This is a genomic window from Edaphobacter aggregans DSM 19364, from assembly GCF_000745965.1.
GTDB lineage: Bacteria > Acidobacteriota > Terriglobia > Terriglobales > Acidobacteriaceae > Edaphobacter > Edaphobacter aggregans.
In genome coordinates, this window is the sequence record NZ_JQKI01000017.1 from 80,231 (window position 1) to 102,501 (window position 22,271).

A 22,271-nucleotide genomic window follows, 5' to 3' on the forward strand; every position below is an offset into this window, starting at 1 on the left:
AGAAGGCGCACCAAGCCCCGAGACCTCGCAGTCGGTTGCACACAACCATACACCGCCAGTTTAAGAGCCCCACCCACCCCGCAACCCTGTGAAAACTCGCCCGGTACTCCCCGCGATACCCCCACATGGTGCCAACGATTTTATGAATCCCAAAGCAAAACGGAGAGAGCAGGCCTCTCCGTTCCACGGTCTATGACGACTCTCGACCCCCTTACAGCAACCCTTCGACCACCGAAGCAGCCTTCCCCAGCGCACCATCCAGAGCACCGGCATCGCTCCCACCCGCCTCCGCAAGATCCGGCCGTCCGCCGCCCTTGCCTCCAACCAGCGCCGCCACCTGCCCGACGATCCTGCCTGCCTGCACCTTACCGGTCAGGTCCTTCGTCACACCGACAATCAGCGAAACCTTGCCCTCGTTCGCCGCGCCCAGCACCACAACACCCGAGCCAAGCTTGCCACGCAGCTCATCAACGAGGTTTCGCATCTGGCTCTTGTCCAGCGCGTCGACCCTCTGCGCCAGCACCTTCACGCCCTTGACCTCGATGGCCGACGAAGCAGCATCCGCCACCGCAGCCGAGGCCGACTTCATCCGCACCTGCTCCAGCTCCCGCCGCAGCTTCTTCATCTCCTCTTCCTGCGCGGCGATCCTCTGCCGCAGCGCATCCGCCGGAGCCACATCACTCGCCCCAACCATCTGCCCCACAACACGCGCCACATCGAAGTCCCTGCGGAACTCGCTCAGTGCGCCCGTCCCGCTCACCGCCTCCACACGCCGTATGCCGCTCGAGACCGACCCCTCGCCTACCAGCTTCAGCAGACCAATCTCTCCCGTCGCCGCCGTGTGCGTGCCGCCGCAAAGCTCCGTCGAGAAGTCCCCAATCTTCACCACGCGCACGCGCTCGCCATACTTCTCGCCGAACAGCGCCATCGCGCCCAGCTCGTTCACCGCCACGTCGATCGGCACATCCACCAGCGTCTCGACCTTCGTGTTCCGGAGCACCTGTTCGTTCACGATGTCCTCGATCTGCTGCATCTCCTCCTCGGCCACGCCAGTAAAGTGCGAGAAGTCGAAGCGCAGCCGCGTCGCATCGTTCAGCGACCCTGCCTGCTTCACATGCTTGCCCAGCACCTCGCGCAGCGCCGCATGCAGCAGGTGCGTTCCCGTGTGATTCCTCTCCGTCGCGTGCCGGTTCTCCGCATTCACCACCGTGTCCACGGTATCGCCGACAGCAATCGTCTCGCGCGACTTCACCTTGTGCGCAAACACTCCCTGCACCGGCCTGGTCGCGCCCAGCACATCGGCCACGACCGTGTTGTGATCGTCCGAGTACAGCCAGCCGATATCGCCCACCTGACCGCCCGAGTCCGCATAGAAGCTCGTCGCATCCAGCACGACCTCGCCCTGCTCCCCGGCCTTCAGCTCCGGCACCCCCACGCCGTCCTTCACCAGCGCCAGCACCTTCGCCCCCTCAACCTTCAGCGCCGAGTAGCCCTCAAACTCCGTCTTCGCCAGCTCGCGATACACCGGAGCCGCCGTCTTCTGCGACCCGCCCTTCCACGAAGCCCGCGCCCGCGCCTGTTCCTCTTCCTTGGCCTTCTCAAATCCCGCCATGTCAAACGCGATGCCCGCATCACGCGCAGCATCGACCATAAAGTCGAGCGGCATACCGAACGTCTCGTACAGCCGGAACGCCGCCGCGCCCGAGCGCAATGTCTCCTCGTTCATCTGCCGCAGGCCAAGCTCCAACGTGCGTGCAAACTGCTGCTCCTCCGCCAGCACCACCTTCGCCACGCGATCGGCTGACTCCTTCAGCTCCGGATACGCCGCGCTCATCTCATCGCGCACCGCGTAGACCATCTCGTGCATGAAGGGCTTCTCCTGCCCCAGCAGCCTCCCGTGCCGAATCCCGCGCCGCATGATTTTGCGCAGAACATATCCGCGTCCTTCATTCGCCGGCAGCACGCCATCGGAGATCAGAAACGTCGCCGCCCGCGAGTGATCCGCGATGATCCGCAGGCTCGCCTGCGACCGCGCATCGATCTCGTGATCCGGCTCAACTTTGTGCCCCGTCAGCTGCTCGGCGCGCTTGATCAGCGGCGTGAACAGATCCGTCTCGAAGTTCGACAGCACTCCCTGCAGCACGCACGCAATGCGCTCCAGCCCCATGCCCGTATCGATCGAAGGCTTCGGCAGCGGAGTCAGCAGCGGCCCGCCCGGCGTCACCGTGCGATCGAACTGCATGAACACCAGGTTCCATATCTCCACGTGGCGCTGCTCATCCTCGCCAAACGGCCGATCGACCGAAGGATCCTCGCCCGCCTCAACCCCCAGGTCGTAGTAGATCTCGCTGCAAGGCCCGCACGGCCCCGTGTCGCCCATCGCCCAGAAGTTGTCCTTCGCGCCCAGCTCGAAGATGCGCTCCGCAGGCACGCCCACATCCAGCCAGTACTGATACGCCTCCGCATCGCGCGGAACCGACTCATCTCCTTCAAAGATCGTGCAGTACAGCCGCGAGGGGTCGATCCCGAACCACTCCTTCGAGGTCAGCAACTCCCACGCATACGCAATCGCGTCCTTCTTGAAGTAGTCGCCGAAGCTGAAGTTCCCCAGCATCTCGAAGAACGTATGATGACGCCGCGTAAACCCCACATTCTCCAGGTCATTGTGCTTGCCGCCCGCACGCACGCACTTCTGCGAGCTCGCCGCGCGCGAGTAGTCGCGCTTCTCCAGGCCCAGGAAGACGTCCTTGAACTGGTTCATTCCCGCATTGGTAAACAGCAGCGTAGGATCGTTCGCCGGAACCAGCGATGACGAGTGCACACGGCGGTGCTCTTTACCTTCAAAAAACCGCAGAAAATCTTCCCGAATCTGGCTGCCTGACCTGTAGTTCATAACTTTTAAGTCTATCAGCGCCACGCAGCGAGACCCGTCTCACGCGATCGCCTAAAACCTTCTCATTGGCACACCAAAATCGCGCACCTCTGCCCCGTACGGTGAGGTTTATGAAGCAAATCCCGGTTCCAGGCTTCGCCTTGACAACATTTTTCCTCCCGCCTACAGTCGTAGCCCGACCTGAACAGGTAAAAACAAATTTCCGCGAAAAGTTACCGCTTTCGGAACAAGCACAGGCTCAATTGACTGCCCCCTTTCGGAGGACCACAATGCGCGCCCGACTCTCCCCACTTCTGCTCCTAGCCTTCATCGCACTCGCCTTCCTGACTCCAACCCTCGCTCACGCACAGGGCATCACCGCCACCATCACGGGCGTCGTCACCGACGCGACCGGCGGAGTCGTCGCCAACGCGCAGGTCACCGCAAAACGCCTCGACACCAACGAAGACCGAGTCGCCACCACGAACGATACCGGCGAGTTCATCATTCCCCTGCTCCAGCCCGGACGCTATCGCGTCACCGTCGAGATGGCCTCCTTCAAGACCTTCGAGCAGGAGCTGACCCTCGAGATCAACCAGAAGGTCGAGATCCACGCCGCCCTCCAGATTGGCTCGCAGAACGACAAGGTCACCGTTACCGCCGAGGCCCCGCCCATCCAGACCGAGGACTCCTCCGTCGGCCTCGTCATCGACAGCGCAACCATCGTCAACACGCCGCTCAACGGACGCCTCAACATCACTGGCCTCATGGCCCTCGCCCCCGGCATCCAGAACCCCGGCGCGCAGGACTCCATCCCCGTCTTCGGAATCACTCCGTCGGTCGGCGGAGCGTCAGCGTACGGCTCGGCTGGCTTCACCATCGACGGCGCCACCAACACCAGCGCCTTCCTTCAGCGCGGCTACGGCGAGTATCCCCCGCTCGACGGCATCCGCGAGTTCAAGACCATCACCACCGGTGCTCAGGCTGAGTTCGCGCAGCCCACGCAGGTCATCGTCGTCAGCCGCGGAGGCACCAACGGCTTCCACGGCATGCTGCTTGCGATCAACCGCAACCGCGTTACCGCAGCGAAGAATTACTTCGCCGGAGCCAGCCCTCTGCCCAAGTACAACCGCAATGAGTTCGGTGGAAACATCTCCGGCCCCATCCTCATTCCGCATCTCTACAACGGACGCGACCGCTCCTTTTTCTTCTTCAACTACGAAGGCTTCCGCCGCCGCCAGGCCGTCACGCTCTCCAGCCAGATGCCGACCAGCCTCCAGCGCAACGGTGATTTCTCCGAATTCACCACGCCAATCATCGACCCGATCACGCAGACACCATTCCAAGGAAACAAGATTCCCGCCTCGCGCCAGAACTCGGTCTCTGTAGCGCTCCAGAACTCCCTTTACCCGCTTCCTAACCGCCCCGGCACCGGCGTCAACCTGATTGAAAACGTTCCCCTTGCCGAAGACGTCGACCGCTATGCCTTCAGGCTCGATCATCGACTCACCTCCAAGGACACGCTCTTCGCCACCTACATCGCTGGTCTCTTCGGGCCGAACCCGTCTGTCGCGAATCAAGGCTCAGGCACGAGCAAGTTCGGCGGAATGGCCGGCATCGGCGAGCGCAACATGAACACCATCGTCGGCTGGACACACATCTTCTCGCCGACGCTGCTCTCGCAGTTCACCGGCTCCTATAACCACGTTCCCATCTATCGCACGCCGCAGAATGTAGGCACCGACTTCGCCTCCATCATCCCCGGCCTCGGACCTCAACCCCTCGAAGGCGCACCGCAGCTCACCGTCACCAACATCACCACCGTCGCCGAACAGGGATCGAGGGACCTCGACCAGACCTTCCAGCTCTCCTTCGTCCTCACCAAAGTCCTGCACAACCACAACATCAAGACCGGCTTCGCGTTCCTTCGCTCCAATCACTGGAACCAGGCCGTACTGTCACCGCAGCGCGGCGCCTACAACTTCAACGGTCAGTACTCCGGCAACGCCTACGCGGACTTCCTGCTCGGCTATCCCACGCAGACCCAGAAGGCCAATCCTCCCGCCTCAACGATCCGTATCCTGCAGCCGCAGTACGCCATGTTCATCCAGGACGACTGGCGCGTCACTCCGCAACTCACCCTCAACCTCGGCATCCGTTACGACCTGCAGTGGCAGCAGGAGAACCCCTATGGCCTGAACTCGATGTACGTCCCGTCGCTCAAGCAGGTCGTCGTCTTCAACAAGGAGTTCCCCACCGCCACGCTACCCTCTGTGGCAGCAGCCGTACCCGTCGTGCTTGCAAAGAACGTCGGGCTGCCTTCGAACATCTGGAGCTACCTCGGCCAGGACACCAACAACGTCGCGCCCCGCTTCGGCTTCGCCTATCAGCCCACACCGAAGACCGTCGTCCGCGGAGCCTTCGGCGTCTTCTTCAACCTCTTCCCCACCCTCGACACAGCCAACCCCGTCTTCACCGGCCTTCCCTTCTACTCCGTGCAGACATACTCCCAGCCCACCGGCAGAGTGCCCTCCATCACCATGAGCAACCCCTTCCCGGGCTCCGGGACCGTCGCGACCAATCCTGTCGCCAACACCGAGAACTCGCCCGTCACTCCCTACCAGGAGCAGTGGAACCTCGCCGTCGAGCGTCAGCTTCCCGGGAACTTCGGTCTGCGCCTCGGCTACGTCGGCTCACGCTCGCTCAAGCAGAACAACTACCACGGCGGCGGCAACGTCAACCCTGACCTCAACGCCGTCGTGCCTGCGCCGGGCAACGTACAGCCCCGCCGCCCCATCCAACCCTTCTCCAACATCTTCTGGTACGACGCGCCCATCTTCTCCATGAACTCCAACGCCGCGCAGATCGGCCTTCACAAGGCCTACTCGAATGGCCTCATCCTCAACGCCGAATACCAGTACATCCGCGTCCTGGGCAACGAAAACTTCCAGGACTCGCTCCACACCAACGACTCCTACGGCAACATCGGCATCATCCGTCCGCATCAGCTCGTCGTCAGCTACCTGTACGACCTGCCGTTCGGCAAGAACAAGGCGTTCTTCGGCGATGCAAGCGGCTTCACCAACGCGCTGATCAGCGGCTGGGCCATCTCCGGAATCACCACCTTCCAGTCCGGCGCGCCCTTCTCCGTCACGCAGGTGTCGAGTCTTCAGGGCGGTATCTCCTGTGCCGGTTCAACTTGTCGCGCCAACCGCCGTCCCGGAGTCGCTCTCTACCCCGGCAACAAGACGATCAACCAGTGGTTCAACCCAGCCGCCTTCTACTCCTCTGACTTCCAGTACGGCAACTCCGCATACAACATGATGTGGGGCCCACGCTACCAGAACTGGGACACCGCCGTTGCGAAGAACACTCGCCTTCACGAAAACGTCAATCTCCAGATTCGTGTGGATGCCTTCAACGTCTTCAATCACCCAACCTTCGCCCTTCCCGCTACAGCAATCACCAACACCAGGACTGTCGGCACAATCACCTCCACCAACGGAGCGAACCGGACCCTGCAACTCGGTGGCAAACTGACGTTCTAACCAACGCACCATATTTCACCACAAGGACCGCACATGCTCCTTCAAAACACCAGGGCCATTGCACTCGCAATGGCCCTCGCTCCTCTCGCCCTCGCCCAAGCCGCCGCGCCCCGCAACATCACGCCGGCAAAGCTCGACCCCAACGCCCGCCAACTCTTCACCGCTGCCATGAGGTCGATGGACGCCGCATGGGACCCCAAAGCCCACCTGGTTCTCACTCCGGCGGCCCCCATCGACCACGACTCCAGCCACCACGCAAAGTACATGGTCCGCGAGACCAGCTGCTACGCGCTCGGCCTCCTCATGCGCGACGCCAAGGGCGACCGCGCCCGCGCCGCCGAAGCCCTCGAAGCCGTCATCAAAGAGCAGTTCACCGACCAGGGCAAGCCCTGGTACGGAACCTTCCGCCGCACCCCCGAAGAGCCCGAACCCTCCGGCGACAACACAACGATGTGGCGCCACTACGACCCCAACTGGCGCGAGTTCATTGGAACCACCTTCCAGATGATCCTCATCGAGTACCCCGACCGCATCTCGCGCGAGCTCGCCAGCCGCATGTACGGCGCCATCGACCGCGCCATCGTCGGCGAGATGAAGCAGGGCCGCCTCCTCCCCAACTACTCCAACGTCGCCCTCATGTACGGCGCCCTCTTGGACTTCGCCGCCACCCACGACAACAGCACAGACTGGAAGAAGCAGTCCGCCCTCTGGATCACGACCGTCGGCAAGTACTTCCACGAGCACAACGCCTTCAACGAGTACAACTCGCCCACCTACTACGGTGTCGATCTCTACGGCCTCGCCCTCTGGCGATCCTACGGCTCAACCAGCGAGATACGCGACCTCGGCACCAAAATCGAAGCCACCCTCTGGAGCGACATCGCCGACTTCTACCACCCAGGCCTCCGCAACATCGCCGGCCCCTACGACCGCTCCTACGGCATGGACATGGAGACCTACGTCGCCTTCACCGGCGTCTGGATGCGAACGCTCCTTCCCGCCAGCAAAGCCCCCCTGCCCATCCCCACACTACACACCGACCACCTCCCCGACCTCTGGTTCGCCCCGCAGGTCGTCATCCTCGGCGCCAACCCGCCCGCCGAAGCTCTCTCTAAAATCCAAACCTTCTCCGGCGAGCACGCCGTCAAGCGCCAGATCACCAGCGACCGCCGCGCCACCGCATGGATCGGCGACAAGGTCATCCTCGGCGGCGAGTTCACCAACCTAACCAAAGACGCGCCCAATCCCACCCAATACCACCCCGCCACCGTCCAGTGGCGCACACCCGCAAAGAGCATCGGCTGGTTCTACGTCTCGCAAGCCCCAAAGATCGACGCCATCGTCGACAAGACCTCAATGCAAATCGTTGCCATAGGCAACGTCACCTTCCGCCTCAAAGCCGCCGGAGCCAAACGCGCGGACATCACCGCCAACAAGTGGACCCTCCCGGGCCTAACCGTCACCATCAAAGCCGACCAGAAAGACTTCGCCGTCAAGGAAGCCACCTACTACCACCCCAACGACTCCTTCGAGATCACCTACACCGGAATGCGCCAGATGACCCTGACCGTCGAACCGCAACCGTAAGCGGTATAATGTAGTACGTAGTACAATTTCTGTAAGGAATCAACCAATGCGTCGAGTCTCGCTGCGAGAAGCAAACCAAAAATTCTCGTCCTGCATCGCCGAGGTCGAATCGGGCGAGAGCCTCGTTCTCGTGAGACGCGGCAAGCCTGTCGCCAGAATCGTGCCTTATGCCGAGCATGAAGAGCGCGACCTCAAGCACGAAGCGGCTGTTCACGAACTCGAAGGCTTTCTGAAGAAAGGGATCGATCTTGGAGGAGTGCGCGTAGACCGCGACGAGCTATATAGCCGTGGCCGATAAGTTCACTCTGGACACCAACATCCTGATCTACGCGATCGACTCAAGTCAGGGCAACAAGCATACGCTTGCCGGGAAGCTCCTGGTGCGTGCCGCGATCATGAGACAGCCGCTCATGCTGCAATCTCTCAATGAATTTGCTGCTGTGGTAACACGCAAACGATTGATGGCTGCTTCGCAGCTCGTGAAAATTCTCCAATATCACGAAAAGTCATTCCCTATCGTATCGCCTCTGACAGAGGATCTGTTTGCTGCGGTTCGCGCACAACAATCACATAACCTGTCCTTCTTCGATGCCCTCCTATGGGCAACAGCCAAGCGCGCTGGTTGCCACGTCCTGCTGACAGAAGATTTTCAGGATGGGCGATCCCTCGAAGGAGTGGACTTCATAAACCCCTTCAAGATGACCCTGCGCGAACTCAAGTCCCTGATCGCAAATATCTAGCTTTCCTGAATCCCCGGCCTCCAGGTAATCCCCTCCAGCCGCAGCACCTCATCCTCCGTAGCCTTCAAACCTGCAAACTCACCCTTCCACCGAACCATCTCCAGACAGCTCACCAGCGCATCAAACGCATCCTCGCTCCCCTGCGCCTTCATCAGAACCCCACGTCCCAATCCGGCATACAGCGCATCGCTCTTCCTCTTCTTCGCCGCGAGATACCTCCTCCGCGCCGACTCATTACTCTTCGCCACCGCACCCGTCATCAGCCGCGTATACATCTCCACCAGCAGCGGCCTAGGCCTCGCGTCTTTCAGCTGCGCCGACTCATACGGCCACACCCGAAACCCCGCCTCCCACATGCGCAGCAGAAACGGCATCGCCCGCAGGCTCCCCGTCCCCACGCTGCCCGACCCACCGATCTGAAACGGCGACTTCGGCGTAATCCCCCTCACCTTCGCGGCCCTCTCCGGATCCTCCCCCACCATCTTCGGCGTCACCTTGTTGTCCATATCCGTCAACCGCAAACCGCGATGAAAGTTCTCCCCGCACAACTCCTCTGGCCGCTTATGCGGAGCCCCCCAAAACCGCACATCGCGAGCCACCTCCTCGCACTCCCGCGCCAGCCACCGCTCACCCTGCCCCTCCGCCACCTTGCGCCAAAACTCAAACACCGTCTCACACGCATGCTCAGCCAGGAACCACGCCGGAAAGCTGAAGCAGCAATCCAAACTCACCACCATCCGCGGAGTCTCCCGCGACATCGCGATCAGCCACTCCACCAGCTCCTCGCGCGTCCGCCCCGCCTCCAGCATCACCTCGCCCGCAGCCCACACTCCAGCCCAGATATGCCGCCGCTGACCCGCAACATCCACCCTCCCGGACCAGTCCACCGCAACGACGCGCTCCAGCTCCATCCCACCATCATCCCACTCGCAGGAACTTTCCCGCACACGCCTTCGTATCTCACGCAGGAGAGAAAACCCCCAATGCTCAAGCTGCTCCTCTTCTGCATTCTCCTCGTAACCTGCTGGCCCCTCGCCATCGCCGCGGTCATCCTCTACCCGCTCATCTGGCTCGTGCTCCTGCCCTTCCGGCTTGTAGGAATCGCGATCGGCGGAACCTTCGATCTCATCGCCGCGCTCTTCTCCCTCCCTGGCCGCGTGCTCCGCGCTATCTAGAGCCACACCCGCAGCAAAACAAACACCAGCAGGCCCACCGAAACCCAAGCAAACCAGTCCCCCCGCCGCTGATAAACCGTCGCGTGATGCTCCGCCGGAACATCAGCAATCAGCGTCGCAAACGGAGCCGAATTGCTCCGAGCCTCCGCAACGATCCGCCCACGCCAATCGCTCACCGTCAGAAAACCTCCCTTCGCCGAGCGAACCACGCTGAACCCATCCTCCACACCGCGCATCACTGCGATGTGTCCATGCCACGCATCGTCCACGAAGAAATCCCACGCCGGCACCAGCAACACTCCCGCGCCCGCCTCGCCATAACTCCGCGCCGGCCGCGCAAAGTCCATGTCCTTGCAGATCGCCACGCCGATCGCCCCACGCTCTCGGGGCAGCATCGTCAGCGACGTACCCGGCTCAAGGTCGGACTCAAACGGAGGCAGCATATGCTCCTTGTCGTAGCTCGCCACCTGCACGTGCGGAACATACACCCGCGCCTCGTTGTACTTGAGTGGTTTCGCCACGCGCACCACTCCCGCAACGATCGCCACTCCCGTCTTGTCCGCCGTCGCCTGCAGCACGCCATCCATCGCACTCATCTCCGGCTCAATTACCACACCGAGCTTCTCCGGCATCACAATCGCCTGCGCGCCCTGTGCCGCCAGCTTCTCCGCCTCAGCTGCATACGCGCGAAACAACTGTTCCATCGGCGCACCCTCATCCGCCACCGTCGCAAACGCGCGCTCGTCCGACGAGATCAGCCCCACACGAATCGTCTTCCCCTGCGGAGCCGCCAATCGCACCGCACCAAACACCAACACCGCCACAACAGCTCCAACTCCCACGCCAACCACGCGCAGCGCCAACCTCCGCTCCGTCCCCCACAGAAATATCCCAATCGCGACCGCACTCTGAAACAACAGCAGAAAGAACGTCATCCCCCAAGGCCCCGTCGCCGAAGCCAGCTGCAGAAACGGCAAAAACCTCAGCTGCGTATAAGCAAAGCTCCCCGCCGATCCGTGCGGAGTCACGAGGTTGCGCACATACTCGCACGTCACCCACATCGCCGGCACCGCCACCAGCGCGCTCCACACACGCCCGCGCCGCACCAGCGCGCGAAACAGCAGCACAGCCGCCGCCATCACCACCGCCCCGAGCCCATACGCCGCAATCCACACCACAGCCGGCGCGCCCAGCACACTGTGCAGGTAGTGCCACATGCTCAAACCACCGAGCAGCGTCGACGCCACCGCCGCAACCGCAGTCGCCCATTGGGAGCCACGCAACGCGAACCAAAGCACCGGCAGCATCGCGGACCACATCAGCGGCCACACCGGATTCAGCCCATTGCCGAACCAGTTCAGCGTCGCCGCTACCACCACGGCCAACGCTGCCTCTATCCATCCAGCCCTATCTGCAGATGCCATGCATGTACCTCTCAAACGATCTGCGACAGAACTTCCGAAATTCCTTCTCCGACATCGACATGCGCCCGCCCAGGTACAGCATGATCAGACCCTGCAGCAGCGCTCCCATCTCAAAGACGATCTCCCAAACATCGTCCTCGCGCAGCACACCCTCCTCCATCCCCTCGCGCAGAATCGCCGCACTCGGATTCGCCGTCGGCGACCTGCCCGCTCTGAAGTCCTCCGGAAACCGTCGCGCTCCTTCCCGCGGTTTCAGAAACATCAGCTCAAACATCCGCGGCCGCTCCAGCGCATGATCCAGAAAAACATCCATCACACGCTCCAGACGCCGCTTCACATCCCCCGATGGCCGCAAACCCTCCAACCGCAACGTTAGCTCCGCAAATCCCTCATCTGCCAGTCCATTCAAAAGCCCCGCGCGATTCGGATAGTGTCGATACACCGCCATCGCCGTAATCCCCACGGCCTCTGCAACGCGCCGCATCGTTATCGCATCCGCGCCCTCGCGGTCCAGCAGCCTGCGCGCCGCCGAGGCGATCTTCTCCGAGGTGGATCTCTCCGTCATGTATACACTGTATACATCATCAGGACACAAAAGGTTCCCGCACAAACAAAATTATTTTCTCGCTCGCCTAGGACTCCTCGTCCACGTCCGTCAAAGGCTCTTCCACCTCATCCACCTCAACGTCCCACTCCCGCAGGACCTTGAAGATCGCCGCCGCCGAAAACCCCGCGCGCATCAGCCGTCCCATCACCCGCGCCGCCTGCTTCTTCGCATCCTCACCCTCAGGCTTCTTCATCCGCTTGCGCGCGAGGTACTCCCGCGCCAGCGCCACCTCATCCACATCTTCGTACACCTCCGCAATCGTCGATGCAACCAGCTCCTTGTGCACACCCTTCTGCACCAGGTCCTGGTGCACGCGCCTGCGGCCAAACTTCTCGTTCTCCTTGCGCAGCCGCGTATAGTCCGCCGCAAACCGCGTATCGCTCAGATAGTTCAGCTCCTTCAGCCGAGCCACCACGCGATCCATCGCCTTCTCCCCCGCCTCGCCCTCTTCCGCACGCGTCCGCATCAGCCGCTTCAGGTCGCGCACCGAGCGCATCTTCCGAGCCAGCACGCCGACCGCATATTCAAACAGCGCCGCCTCACCCAGCGGCTCTCTCTTCTTCTTCGCCCGTCCAAACGCCATTACTGCACTGTACCCGAGTAGGTGTTCGAGCGCGTCCACCGGTCGCACCACTCCCCCACCTCCTCATACCATCGCTGCGAGTTCTGCGGCTTCAGCACCCAGTGCCCCTCGTCCGGAAAGTACAGCATCCGCGAAGGCACATTCAGCCGCTGCAGCGCCGTGAACAACTGAAACCCCTCGCTCACATCCAGCCTGTAATCACGCTGGCCATGAATCACCAGCGTCGGCGTCTTCGCATTCCTGATCGAGAGCATCGGCGACCACTTCCGGAAAGGGTCCGTCGCCACCGGCCGGTCGAAGTACCGCCACGGCTGCCCCGGCTCTTTGTCTCCCGGCGCGCGGAACTCCCACTCGTTGAACCACAGCTCCTCCGTCGTCCCATACGCGCTCTGCGGATTGAACATCCCATCATGCGTCACAATGCACGCAAACCGATTCGTATGCGTCAGGATCCAGTTCGCCATGTACCCGCCATAGCTCGCGCCCAGTGCACACTCGCGCGTCTTATCGATAAAGCCGTAGTGCTGCTCCGCGTAGTCCAGGCCCTTCATCAGATCGATGTACGCCTTGCCTCCCCAGTCGCCGTTCACGCCGTCGATAAACGCCTGCCCATACCCCGTCGACCCGCGCGGATTCACCATCACCACCACATACCCGCTCGCCGCCATCAGCTCCGGATTCCAGCGATAGCTCCACGCATTCCCCCACGCCCCTTCCGGCCCGCCGTGAATCAGAAACTTCACCGGATACTTCTTCGTCGCATCGAACCCCGGCGGCCGCAGCAGGAATCCCTGCACCGTCGTGTTCTCTGCCCCCGGAAACATGAAACTCTCCATCCGCGGCAGATCCAGCTGCGTCAGCAGCGCGTCATTCATGTGCGTCAGCCGCGCCACCGGCGCGCCGCCATGCCCCTCCGTGTCCAGCGGTATCGCCGAGATCGCCGCCGGACTCCGCACCGTCATCATCGACGTCACAATCGTCCGCCCGTCCCGCGAGATCTGCAGATCACCATACTCCGCCCTGTTGGCAATCGCCGTAGCCTCCGGCAGATCCACGCCCACCGACAGCACATTGGCATCACCCAGCTCACCACTGACAAAATAAATCGTCTTCGAGTCCGGCGCCCACCGGAACTCCTCCACCCAGAGATCGAACCGAGGCAGAAGCTCCCGCAGTGGCCCCTCCTCAGCAGCCCTGCTCGCCGCCGCACGACTGTTTTTCTGCCCCGCCGACTTGCCGACTTGTTGCCCCGCTGACTCGCTGACTTGCTGACTCGCTGACTTGCTTCTGTCAAACACCATCAGCCGGAACTGGTCGCTCTCATATCCCGCCCGCGCCTGCGAACGAAACGCCAGCCATCGCCCATCCGGCGAGTAAGCCGGCGCATTATCGCTCCCCGAACTCGTCGAGATCCGCACCGGCCGCGCTCTCTGTTCATCCAACCGCAGAGTAATCACATCGTTGTTCGTGCTCGCAGCCCGAACCGCATCGAGGTTCGTCACATACGCAATCTCCTTCGAGTCCGGAGCCCACGCATATCCCACCGGGCCCCCCAGCGAAAACACCGGGGCCTCCGCATCGCCGATATCTTTCCGCGGAGTCAGGTCGCGAACCAGGTTGCCGTCCGTCGCGCTCACCACCAGCACATGACTTCGCTTCGCCCCCACATAGCTGTTCCAGTGCCGGTACAGCAGATGGTCGAACACCATCGCCTTCACCTGGCTCTTCGCCGCGGCGTCGTCTCTTCGCCTGTTGCAGTTGTCTTCCTCATGCCACGACTCCTCATCGCTGCACTCCGGATACACCCGCGACACAAAAAGAATCCGCTTCGAGTCCGGAGACCACACCGCGCCATCCGCCTCCGTGCTCACATGCGTCAGCTGCTTCGGCGTCCCCATCTTTCCCTCGACCTCATTCCAGTCCGCCAGGTAGATCTGCGACGACATCCCTCCATCCGCCGACACAAACATCAGACGCTTCCCATCCGGCGAGAACCTCCCATTCGCCTCGCCCTCCTTCCAGAACGTCAGCTGCCGCTCCCGTCCCCCGGCCAGCGGAACGACCCACAAGTGCGAGATCTTCGTATTCGCGGCGAGGTCCACATCCATCGCCGAGAACATCACCCATGTCCCTGACGTCGAGATCTGCGGATCGCTCAGCCGCTTCATCCTCTGCAGATCCGCAAACATCATCGGCCGCCTGCCTGCACTCTCGTCCGCATCCTGAGCGGCATTCTGGCTCACCCCCGCCCGTCTCCCAGTCTCCTGGCTCACCGCCGCGCGCGTAGCAGCCGCACCCGCAAACGCAACCCCACTCGTCGCACTCCCACCGGAACCCACTCCCTGTCCCAGCCCCACACCCCCGGCCACCAGCCCCACAAGCAGACCCGCAAGTATCCTCATCGGCCTCACTCCCGCGCCAGTCTACTCCTCCAAAACCCGGAGCCAACGCAAGGCCGAACCAAACCAGTTCCCTCGTCTTCTACTCCCTACTCCCTACTCCCTGCCTTCAAGCCACCCTCGTCTCCTCGCGCACCACCTTGTCGATCGGAAGCTCCACCACCACCGCCGCTCCTTGCGGATGCAGGTTGAACGCGCTGATCTCCCCTCCATGCTCGCGCACAATCCCGTAGCAGATGCTCAACCCCAGCCCGTCGCCGTCGCCTGGCGCCTGCGTCGTGTAGAACAGATCGAACACCCGCCCCGGCTCGCGAAACCGCGGCCCCGTGTCGCTCACAATCATCTGGACCGCTCGCGCATCGTGCCCCACTGTTATCCGGATCGCATCGTCTCGCAGCCCATCTCCTCCTGGCTGCTCGGCCGCTCCAATCGCCTGCGCCGCGTTGTTCAGCAGATGTTCCAGCATCTGCCGCAGCCGGTCGCGGCTTCCCCGCACGGCAGGAGCGTCCTCGGCCACCTGCATCGTCAGCCGCACTCCGCGCGCCGCCAGCTTCGCCTCGCACGCCTCCGCCAGCTCCCGTATCAGAGAGCCCACATCCACCGCCTCCTCGCGCTGTACCGGAGGCCGCCAGAAGTCCAGCAGCCGCTGCACCGTCTCCCGCATCCGCTTCGCCCATCCACGATCGTGCCCGCGTCCCTTCGAACCCTCGGCTCCACTGCCGTCTCGCGAATCAGCTCCGCAAATCCCATCACCGCCGTCAGAGGATTGTTCAGCGCATGAGCCACGCCTCCCGCCAGCATCCCCAGCCCTGCCAGCTTCTCCGCCCGCAGCAACCGCTCCGCCAGCTCCGCATTCTCCATCGCCCGGCCCAGCTTCGTTCCCAGAGCCTCCAGCGCAGCAACCGCCTCCTCCGCCACGCGCCTGCGGACCTGCATCACGCTGTCGGCGCGAACCACCAGCGCCCCCATCATGCGGCCGCTCGTCGTCCCCAGCGGAACCACGACCGCCTTCCCGAGCTCCCCCAGCGGAACCACCAGGCTCCGCGCTCCCAGACGCACACCACCGCTCATCCCCGCGCCGCCCGTGCGCTCACGCTCCACCGCGCGCGACGCCCACGTCTCCACGGCGGCCACCGTCGCCGCGTCCATGCCCTCGCTCGCCGCCACGTACAGATTTCCTTCGGCGTCGCGAGCCAGCATCGCCACGCGCCCGAACGAGGTTCGCGCCGCCACCACGCCGCAGACTCTCCGCCCCAGCAGAGCCACGTCGCCGTCGCGGCCCAGGCGCGTATACGCCTCCATCTCCTCGCGCCCTCGCCGTTCGCGATCACGCTCCGCGCCTGCGGCCAGCAGCCTCCGCCACATCATCCACATCGCGGCCGCCAGCGCCAAAATCGCCATCAGCTCCAAAATCAGCGCACTATACGCCGCATGCAGCCCGGTCGAACCGTGCGCCGCCTGCGGCACCGCCCTCTGCCATTCCGCCAGCATCAACCAAACCTCCCGCCGCCGCGTCTATCCTGTATCAGAGGAAAGGCGTAGCCTTGCCTCACAGTGCCTGGAGCACCGAACTCAGATGAATCGCTCAGCCATCGCAGCCGGACTTCTCGCAGCATCTCTTGTCCCGCTATCGGCCTCACCCGCCGTAGCCTTCGCCGCTGTCCTGAATCCAGACGGCGCCGCCCAGTCGCAGAACATCGCCGGCTTCGGCCCCCTCGACCCCGCGCCCCCCTCCGGCATCACCGTCGCCGAGGTCATCAAAAAATTCGGTGAGCGCGAGTCCGAGTTCAGCCGCGCCCGCGAGAACTACATCTTCCGCCAGACCGTCCGCGTCCAGACCCTCTCCGAAGACAACGGCCGCCCCGACGGCGAGTACCTCCAGGTCACCGACATCACCTTCGACAAGCAGGGCAAGCGCAGCGAGCGCGTCGTCTTCGCCCCCCAGAACACCCTCGAGCGCGTCCAGATGACCACCGCCGACTTCGAGGAGATTGAGCACCGCCTCCCCTTCGTCCTCACCGCCGAGGAGATGCCCCAGTACGACATCCAGTACCTCGGCCGCCAGAAGGTCGACGATCTCGAAACCTACGTCTTCTCCGCCGGACCCAAGACCCTCGTCAAGGGAAAGCGCTACTTCCAGGGCAAGGTCTGGGTCGATCAGCAGGACTTCCAGATCGTCCTAATCAACGGCCAGACCGTCCCCCAGGACACCCGCAAAGGACACGAAGACCTGCAGCCCCCCTTCACCACCTACTACGAGCAGATCGACGGCAAATACTGGTTCCCCACCTACACCAAGGCTGAAGGCGTCCTCCACTTTCCCGGCGGAAACGGCGGGATGGCGCAGGACGTCCACATGAAGAACATCGTCAAGTACACGGACTACAAGCAGTTCCGCGCCACCAGCCGCATCATCTACGACGGCCAGGACATCACCAACAATCGAGCCCCCGACAGCGACCAGAACAAACAGCCGCAGCAGCCCCAGCAGCAGACCGCTCCCGCCGCTCCACCTAAATAGCGCTCTTCACAAACGTCATCTCGACCGGTGGCGCGACTTTAGTCGCGCCACCGTGGAGAGCCCCCTGTATTTCGCTTTTCGTCTAACCCCGGCAAGACAGCGCGCGACAGCCCGACGCCCTACACCGTCTCGCAATGAGCATCCGGATCAGCATGCTGATCCATCATCCACCGGTCCATCAGCGTCCCCGCGCATCGCGCGCCGCACAGATGCTTCACCCCATCCGAGTGCGCATGGTACGTCTGCCATCGCGTCAGCTTGATCAGCGGCTGATCCTCCTCCGGCGCCCTTCCGGGAAAGCAGTCCACCCACGCGAGCCACCAGCTCTCATCCACGCCCTTCTTCTTGCCGCAAACATCACACGTATAGCTCTCGCTGTAAGACATTGCCCTCTCCGACTGTCTACGAAAATTATCGCACTCTCATTGAATAAATTGCCTGTTTCAACGCAGCGCCACCGGGTCCACGCGGCCGGAATCCGCCAGCATCTGCCAGTCCGACTCGTCCACCGCCTCAAAGTCCTCGCCCTTCAGCGTCTTGAGCCTCGCCAGGTCCACGTCGCTCCACCGCTTGTCCGGCTCGCCGATAATGAACCACGGGCCGCCGTTGTCCGACAGGATCATTCCGTACTTCTTCAGCCCCTTCAGAATCACCTGGTTCTCCTTCGAGAACTTCGAGATGTCGTAGTCCGCCTTCAGCCGGAACCGCTCCCCCATCGGAGGATATGTCGGGTCTTCTCTCGGAGAAGCCCTATGCCGCGCCGGCCAGACATAAGCCTTCTGCGTCTTCGGAGTCGTAAACCGGATCGCGTGCCTCACCTCGCCCGCCACAATCTCGTCGTAGCGCAGCAGCCCCGGCAGCACCGCCAGTCCCGCCGCATCCGTCGACGTCTTATCCGGCTGACGCAGCGCGTTGCTCGTCAGGTCCATCTTGATCCCCGCGCCCCCCGACCAGCTTCCGTCCTTCTGCTTCACCACGCCACCCAGCTCCGTCAACAGGCAGCGCGCCTCATCGATCATGATGATGTGCCGGTCCGAGTCCAGCGGCGAGTTCCATCCGCCCTCCACCAGCGCCCCCTCCGGAGTCGGATAGTGCCCCGGATCGCTCTCATCCCCATACGTAAACGAGATCGGCAGCCGTGCTCGGTTCGACTTGATGATCGTGATCGGAATGCCGTTGTTCGGATCCGAACCGAAGTTCGGATGCAGCACAAGCGCAGGCCCCATCCGCTGTATGTAGTCCTCCGAGCGCTTGTCCTTCTTCAGCGTGTCGATCGGCGTATTCCACACATTGTCGGCAGGAAACACCGGGCAGCCCGCGATCCGCGGCCCCGTCACCGGAGTCGGCCCCGCACCGCCCGCGATCCCCGGTCCCGTCGCGGCCAGCTTCGACGCCGCCATCACCGCGTCGGCCTCCGTCGGAGCCTGGTAGTGCCACACCAGAACGATCACCGCCACGCTAAAGACAATGGACCCAACCAGCTGTCTCTTCTTCGCCTCCATGCACTCCTCCGCCGTAACTCGTGTGTCGCGTGATGCTTTGTCTCGACCATCATAACCTTCCCCCTTCTCTGGGCCCACCGGGCAAACCGGCGTTTGTTCCCTGCATCCAACTCCAGATCGGGAACAACGGCGTCCCCGGAACGCACGTGATACAACCTCCCTATCCACAAACGTTCACTACTTCGATCCTCCCCTCGAGGTCACGCTCTTTCTATGGCAAAGGTTCTCGTCATCGGCGCAGGAGTTATGGGTTTGGCATCCGCCTGGCAGGCTGTTCGCGACGGCCACCAGGTCGACGTCGTAGAGGCTGCATCCGAACCCGGAGGTATGGCCGCTCACTTTGACTTCGACGGCGACTCCGTCGAACGCTTCTACCACTTCGTCTGCCGCACCGACTACCCAACCTTCGACCTGCTCCGCGAGCTCGGCATGGAAGACCGCCTCCGCTGGAAGCCCACCACCATGGGCTTCTACGCCGATGGCCGCCTCCACCCCTGGGGAAATCCCCTCGCCCTGCTCAGCCTTCCCCGCACAAGCCTCATCTCCAGGCTCCGCTACGGCCTCCTCGCCTTCATCAGCGTGCGGCGCGACAGCTGGCCCGAACTCGAAGATCGATCCGCCAAAGACTGGATCATCCGCTGGTGCGGCGAAGACGGCTATCAAAAATTCTGGAGATCGCTGCTCGACTACAAGTTCTACGAGTACGCCGACGACATCTCCGCCGCCTGGATCTGGACTCGCATCCGCCGCATCGGACGCTCCCGCTCCTCCCTCATGCAGGAGCAACTCGGCTACATCGAAGGCGGATCCCAGTCCCTCGTCGACGCACTCGTCCAGTCCATCGAGTCGCACGGCGGACGTCTGCACTACGGCTCGCCCATCCACAGTGTCACCACGCGCGACAACCGCGTCACCGGAGCCACTACCGCCGCGCACCACTTTCCCGCCGACTTCGTCATCTCCACTACCCCCACCCCCTATGTCGCCGATATGGTCCCCGACCTCCCCGATGACTGGAAGCAGAAGTATCGCGCCATTAACAACATCGGAGTCATCTGCGTCATCTTCAAACTCCACCGCCAGGTCACACCGCACTTCTGGGTCAACGTCTCCGTTCCTGATCTCACCATTCCCGGTGTCGTCGAGCTCTCCAACCTCCGCAAAGAACTCGACAGCTCCATCGTCTACGTCCCCTACTACATGCCCACTACCAACGAAAAATTCTCCTGGCCCGATCAGCGCCTCCTCGACGAGGCCTTCGGCTGCCTGCAGATGCTCAACCCCGCCCTTCGTCCCGGCGACATCATCGCCACCAAGGTCGCTCGACTCCGCTACGGCCAGCCCATCTGCGAACCCGGGTTCGCCTCAAAGATCCCGCCCGTACAGACCCCCATCGAGGGTCTGCAGATCGCCGACACCTGCTTCTACTACCCTGAGGACCGCGGAATCGCCGAGAGCGTCCGCCTCGGCCGGTCCATGGCGCACGCCATCTCCACCGCCGTCGCCGCAACAGCAAAACAACAGCTGGAGCTTGCCTCTTGACCTCATTGCTCTCGATAGAAATGGTGAAGCCTGACAGCACGCAAGAAATGGTGAAGCCTGACAGCAGTCAGCAAACGAGCCCTCAAAGATTCCTCATCCCAGGGGCACTCTTCCTTCTCGCCCTGCTCGTTCAGTTCCTCGCCATCCGCCGCACCACCGGTGCGTACGACGAGTTCCTCTCCCTCTACGGCGCCGACCGCGTCCTCCACGGCGGCGTCCCCTATCGCGACTTCTGGACCATGTACGGTCCGGCCCAGTTCTACGCCATCGCCGCGCTCTTCAAGCTCTTCGGCGTCAACGCGCTCGTGGGCCGCCTCTCGGACGCGCTCATCCGCGCCGGACTCGCCTGCGTCTCCTACTCGCTCGTCGCTACGCTGGCTCCGCGACGCTGGGCCGCCGTGGCCTTCGCCGTCGTCCTCGTCTGGCTCACCTGCATCCACTACCCCGCCTACAACTTTCCCGCCTACGCCGCGCTCCTCTTCTCGCTCCTCAGCTGCCTCGTCTTCGCCCGCTTCCTCCGCGACACCTCAGACCTCCGCGCACTCTTCTCGTCCGGACTCCTCGTCAGCATCACCACCATCATCCGCCACGACTCCGGCTTCTACATCTGCGCCTCGCAGCTGCTCATGCTCGCCTGGATCACCGTCCTCTATCGCCCCGCCATCGCAGCAGCGCCTCCAGCACCACCCCGCGAGTCACTCGCACGCTTCATCCGCCTCGCCCTCCTCTATCTCGCCGGAGTCTTGGTAATCGCTCTGCCCGTCTTCCTCGCGCTCCTCGTCAAAGCCGGCGCACACAATCTCTTCTACGACCTCCTCTACGTTCCCGGAGTCGTCTACCCCAGGGTCCGCAACCTCCCCTTCATCGACCCCGAAGCCCTCAAGCTCCTCCACCACTTCTTCGGTTGGGAAGGCCGCCTCGGGCTCGAGTCCTTCATCGTCTTCTTCCCCATCCTCGCCATCCTCTCCGCCCTTCTTTGCCTCGTCTCCACCCGCCGGTCCCACAAACGCATCTTCGACACCGTCTGGCAGCGACGAACCTTCGCCCTGCTCTTCCTCCTCGGCGCCCTCTTCTTCCTCAAGGGACTCATCCGCGTCAGCCCCCTGCAGATGATGCAGAGCATCGTCGTCTCCGTCATCGTCCTCGCCGTCCTGCTCGGCCACCTCTCCCGCTTCGGAACGCGCTCCCGCCTCGCCCTCTACGTCTCAACCCTCTATCTTGTCCTCTGCTCCTATCCCCTCGCCTTCCATCTCCTCCCCTACACGCGCAACAACCTCAACGACCTCCTCCACCCCGAGGCCCCCAACTCCATCTCCCGCACCTGCAACCCTCCCGCGAACCTCAGCCGCGCGCGCTGCCTCATCCTCGACCCCGAAGAACTCGCCGCCATCGAAGACATCCAGCGCCGCACCGCCCCCGACGACAAGATCTACGTCGGCGCCGGTCGCCACGACCGTCTCTTCTGGAACGACGTCCGCCTCTACTTCCTCTCCGGACGCTCCTCCATCACCCCTTGGTACGATCTCCACCCCGGCGTCCAGACCACGCTCCCCATCCAGAACGAGATCGTCGACGCCATGCGCCGCACCCCACCCAAAGTCGTCGTCCTCAACTCCACCTGGGACGACAACGTCGAGCCCAACGAGAGCCGCTTCTCCAGCGGCGTCACCGCCCTCGACGACTACATCCGCACCCACTACACCCCACGCGCCACCTACGGCGCAATCACCATCCTCACACCCAGATAGACGCCGTCATTCTGAGCCGAAGG

General features: G+C 62.9%; 18 protein-coding genes. 8 read left to right on the top strand and 10 right to left on the bottom strand.

The window, feature by feature from the left end; all coding sequences use genetic code 11:
* Window positions 1-211: 211 nt before the first annotated feature.
* Window positions 212-2,893, bottom strand: coding sequence for an alanine--tRNA ligase (alaS, locus tag Q363_RS08785; RefSeq protein ID WP_035349418.1), 2,682 nt, complete (start codon window positions 2,891-2,893; stop codon window positions 212-214).
* A 269-nt stretch (window positions 2,894-3,162) separates the two neighbouring features.
* On the opposite strand from alaS, the gene Q363_RS08790 reads away from it, so the two are divergent.
* Genes Q363_RS08790 through Q363_RS08805 form a run of 4 tightly spaced genes read left to right on the top strand, consistent with a single transcriptional unit; the run spans window position 3,163 to window position 8,747 of the window.
* Window positions 3,163-6,420: a TonB-dependent receptor gene (locus Q363_RS08790; protein ID WP_035349419.1), complete on the top strand. Its 3,258-nt coding sequence runs from the start codon at window positions 3,163-3,165 to the stop codon at window positions 6,418-6,420.
* Between the two features lie 33 nt (window positions 6,421-6,453).
* Entirely contained in the window at window positions 6,454-8,007 is a 1,554-nt protein-coding gene (locus tag Q363_RS08795) for a hypothetical protein (RefSeq protein ID WP_035349420.1), read from the top strand.
* Between the two features lie 46 nt (window positions 8,008-8,053).
* Window positions 8,054-8,305, top strand: a complete 252-nt coding sequence (locus tag Q363_RS08800) for a type II toxin-antitoxin system Phd/YefM family antitoxin (protein ID WP_035349422.1) — start codon at window positions 8,054-8,056, stop codon at window positions 8,303-8,305.
* On the top strand, window positions 8,295-8,747 hold the full coding sequence (locus tag Q363_RS08805) for a PIN domain-containing protein (RefSeq protein ID WP_051978572.1): 453 nt from the start codon (window positions 8,295-8,297) through the stop codon (window positions 8,745-8,747). The genes Q363_RS08800 and Q363_RS08805 overlap by 11 nt, the downstream gene beginning before the upstream one ends.
* Here the strand turns inward: Q363_RS08805 and Q363_RS08810 are convergent.
* Window positions 8,744-9,658, bottom strand: a complete 915-nt coding sequence (locus tag Q363_RS08810; RefSeq protein ID WP_035349424.1) for a hypothetical protein — start codon at window positions 9,656-9,658, stop codon at window positions 8,744-8,746. The genes Q363_RS08805 and Q363_RS08810 overlap by 4 nt on opposite strands.
* 72 nt (window positions 9,659-9,730) lie before the next feature.
* Here Q363_RS08810 and Q363_RS08815 point away from each other — a divergent pair, with 72 nt between their 5' ends.
* A complete protein-coding gene (locus Q363_RS08815) occupies window positions 9,731-9,922 on the top strand; it encodes a hypothetical protein (protein WP_035349425.1) in 192 nt (63 codons plus the stop codon).
* On the opposite strand, the gene Q363_RS08820 is transcribed toward Q363_RS08815, so the two are convergent.
* The 6 genes from Q363_RS08820 to Q363_RS45370 form a co-directional block, all read right to left on the bottom strand.
* Window positions 9,919-11,346: a nitrilase-related carbon-nitrogen hydrolase gene (locus Q363_RS08820; protein WP_035349426.1), complete on the bottom strand. Its 1,428-nt coding sequence runs from the start codon at window positions 11,344-11,346 to the stop codon at window positions 9,919-9,921. The genes Q363_RS08815 and Q363_RS08820 overlap by 4 nt on opposite strands.
* Window positions 11,330-11,911 carry a TetR/AcrR family transcriptional regulator gene (locus tag Q363_RS08825; protein WP_035349427.1) on the bottom strand — a complete coding sequence of 194 codons (582 nt, stop codon included), beginning with the start codon at window positions 11,909-11,911 and terminating at the stop codon, window positions 11,330-11,332. Before Q363_RS08825 ends, Q363_RS08820 begins: the two co-directional genes overlap by 17 nt.
* A 67-nt stretch (window positions 11,912-11,978) precedes the next feature.
* Window positions 11,979-12,587, bottom strand: coding sequence for a regulatory protein RecX (locus Q363_RS08830; protein ID WP_342667400.1), 609 nt, complete (start codon window positions 12,585-12,587; stop codon window positions 11,979-11,981).
* Complete coding sequence (locus tag Q363_RS08835; protein WP_245632120.1) at window positions 12,536-14,938, bottom strand: S9 family peptidase; 2,403 nt, start codon at window positions 14,936-14,938, stop codon at window positions 12,536-12,538. The genes Q363_RS08830 and Q363_RS08835 overlap by 52 nt, the downstream gene beginning before the upstream one ends.
* Before the next feature lie 106 nt (window positions 14,939-15,044).
* Window positions 15,045-15,530 (bottom strand): sensor histidine kinase, encoded by a 486-nt coding sequence (locus Q363_RS08840; RefSeq protein ID WP_035349430.1) that lies wholly within the window; start codon window positions 15,528-15,530, stop codon window positions 15,045-15,047.
* Window positions 15,518-16,426, bottom strand: a complete 909-nt coding sequence (locus tag Q363_RS45370; protein WP_035349431.1) for a histidine kinase dimerization/phospho-acceptor domain-containing protein — start codon at window positions 16,424-16,426, stop codon at window positions 15,518-15,520. The genes Q363_RS08840 and Q363_RS45370 overlap by 13 nt, the downstream gene beginning before the upstream one ends.
* A gap of 85 nt (window positions 16,427-16,511) precedes the next feature.
* Here Q363_RS45370 and Q363_RS08850 point away from each other — a divergent pair, with 85 nt between their 5' ends.
* Window positions 16,512-17,456: a hypothetical protein gene (locus Q363_RS08850; RefSeq protein ID WP_035349432.1), complete on the top strand. Its 945-nt coding sequence runs from the start codon at window positions 16,512-16,514 to the stop codon at window positions 17,454-17,456.
* A gap of 119 nt (window positions 17,457-17,575) precedes the next feature.
* On the opposite strand, the gene Q363_RS08855 is transcribed toward Q363_RS08850, so the two are convergent.
* Window positions 17,576-17,842 carry a hypothetical protein gene (locus tag Q363_RS08855; protein ID WP_035349434.1) on the bottom strand — a complete coding sequence of 89 codons (267 nt, stop codon included), beginning with the start codon at window positions 17,840-17,842 and terminating at the stop codon, window positions 17,576-17,578.
* Window positions 17,843-17,899: 57 nt separating this feature from the next.
* Complete coding sequence (locus tag Q363_RS08860; RefSeq protein WP_211256147.1) at window positions 17,900-18,958, bottom strand: hypothetical protein; 1,059 nt, start codon at window positions 18,956-18,958, stop codon at window positions 17,900-17,902.
* A gap of 213 nt (window positions 18,959-19,171) precedes the next feature.
* On the opposite strand from Q363_RS08860, the gene Q363_RS08865 reads away from it, so the two are divergent.
* The gene (locus Q363_RS08865; RefSeq protein ID WP_051978573.1) at window positions 19,172-20,500 is read left to right on the top strand and encodes an NAD(P)/FAD-dependent oxidoreductase; all 1,329 of its coding nucleotides are present in this window, start codon (window positions 19,172-19,174) and stop codon (window positions 20,498-20,500) included.
* Complete coding sequence (locus tag Q363_RS08870; protein WP_157466665.1) at window positions 20,497-22,248, top strand: hypothetical protein; 1,752 nt, start codon at window positions 20,497-20,499, stop codon at window positions 22,246-22,248. The genes Q363_RS08865 and Q363_RS08870 overlap by 4 nt, the downstream gene beginning before the upstream one ends.
* Window positions 22,249-22,271 lie beyond the last annotated feature (23 nt).

Bases quoted from the DNA above. Each gene is read 5' to 3' on its own strand.
- alaS (WP_035349418.1), bottom strand. From the start codon at position 2,893: ATGAACTACAGGTCAGGCAGCCAGATTCGGGAAGATTTTCTGCGGTTT.
- Q363_RS08790 (WP_035349419.1), top strand. From the start codon at position 3,163: ATGCGCGCCCGACTCTCCCCACTTCTGCTCCTAGCCTTCATCGCACTC.
- Q363_RS08795 (WP_035349420.1), top strand. From the start codon at position 6,454: ATGCTCCTTCAAAACACCAGGGCCATTGCACTCGCAATGGCCCTCGCT.
- Q363_RS08800 (WP_035349422.1), top strand. From the start codon at position 8,054: ATGCGTCGAGTCTCGCTGCGAGAAGCAAACCAAAAATTCTCGTCCTGC.
- Q363_RS08810 (WP_035349424.1), bottom strand. From the start codon at position 9,658: ATGGAGCTGGAGCGCGTCGTTGCGGTGGACTGGTCCGGGAGGGTGGAT.
- Q363_RS08815 (WP_035349425.1), top strand. From the start codon at position 9,731: ATGCTCAAGCTGCTCCTCTTCTGCATTCTCCTCGTAACCTGCTGGCCC.
- Q363_RS08820 (WP_035349426.1), bottom strand. From the start codon at position 11,346: ATGGCATCTGCAGATAGGGCTGGATGGATAGAGGCAGCGTTGGCCGTG.
- Q363_RS08825 (WP_035349427.1), bottom strand. From the start codon at position 11,911: ATGACGGAGAGATCCACCTCGGAGAAGATCGCCTCGGCGGCGCGCAGG.
- Q363_RS08835 (WP_245632120.1), bottom strand. From the start codon at position 14,938: ATGAGGATACTTGCGGGTCTGCTTGTGGGGCTGGTGGCCGGGGGTGTG.
- Q363_RS45370 (WP_035349431.1), bottom strand. From the start codon at position 16,426: ATGCTGGCGGAATGGCAGAGGGCGGTGCCGCAGGCGGCGCACGGTTCG.
- Q363_RS08850 (WP_035349432.1), top strand. From the start codon at position 16,512: ATGAATCGCTCAGCCATCGCAGCCGGACTTCTCGCAGCATCTCTTGTC.
- Q363_RS08855 (WP_035349434.1), bottom strand. From the start codon at position 17,842: ATGTCTTACAGCGAGAGCTATACGTGTGATGTTTGCGGCAAGAAGAAG.
- Q363_RS08860 (WP_211256147.1), bottom strand. From the start codon at position 18,958: ATGGAGGCGAAGAAGAGACAGCTGGTTGGGTCCATTGTCTTTAGCGTG.
- Q363_RS08865 (WP_051978573.1), top strand. From the start codon at position 19,172: ATGGCAAAGGTTCTCGTCATCGGCGCAGGAGTTATGGGTTTGGCATCC.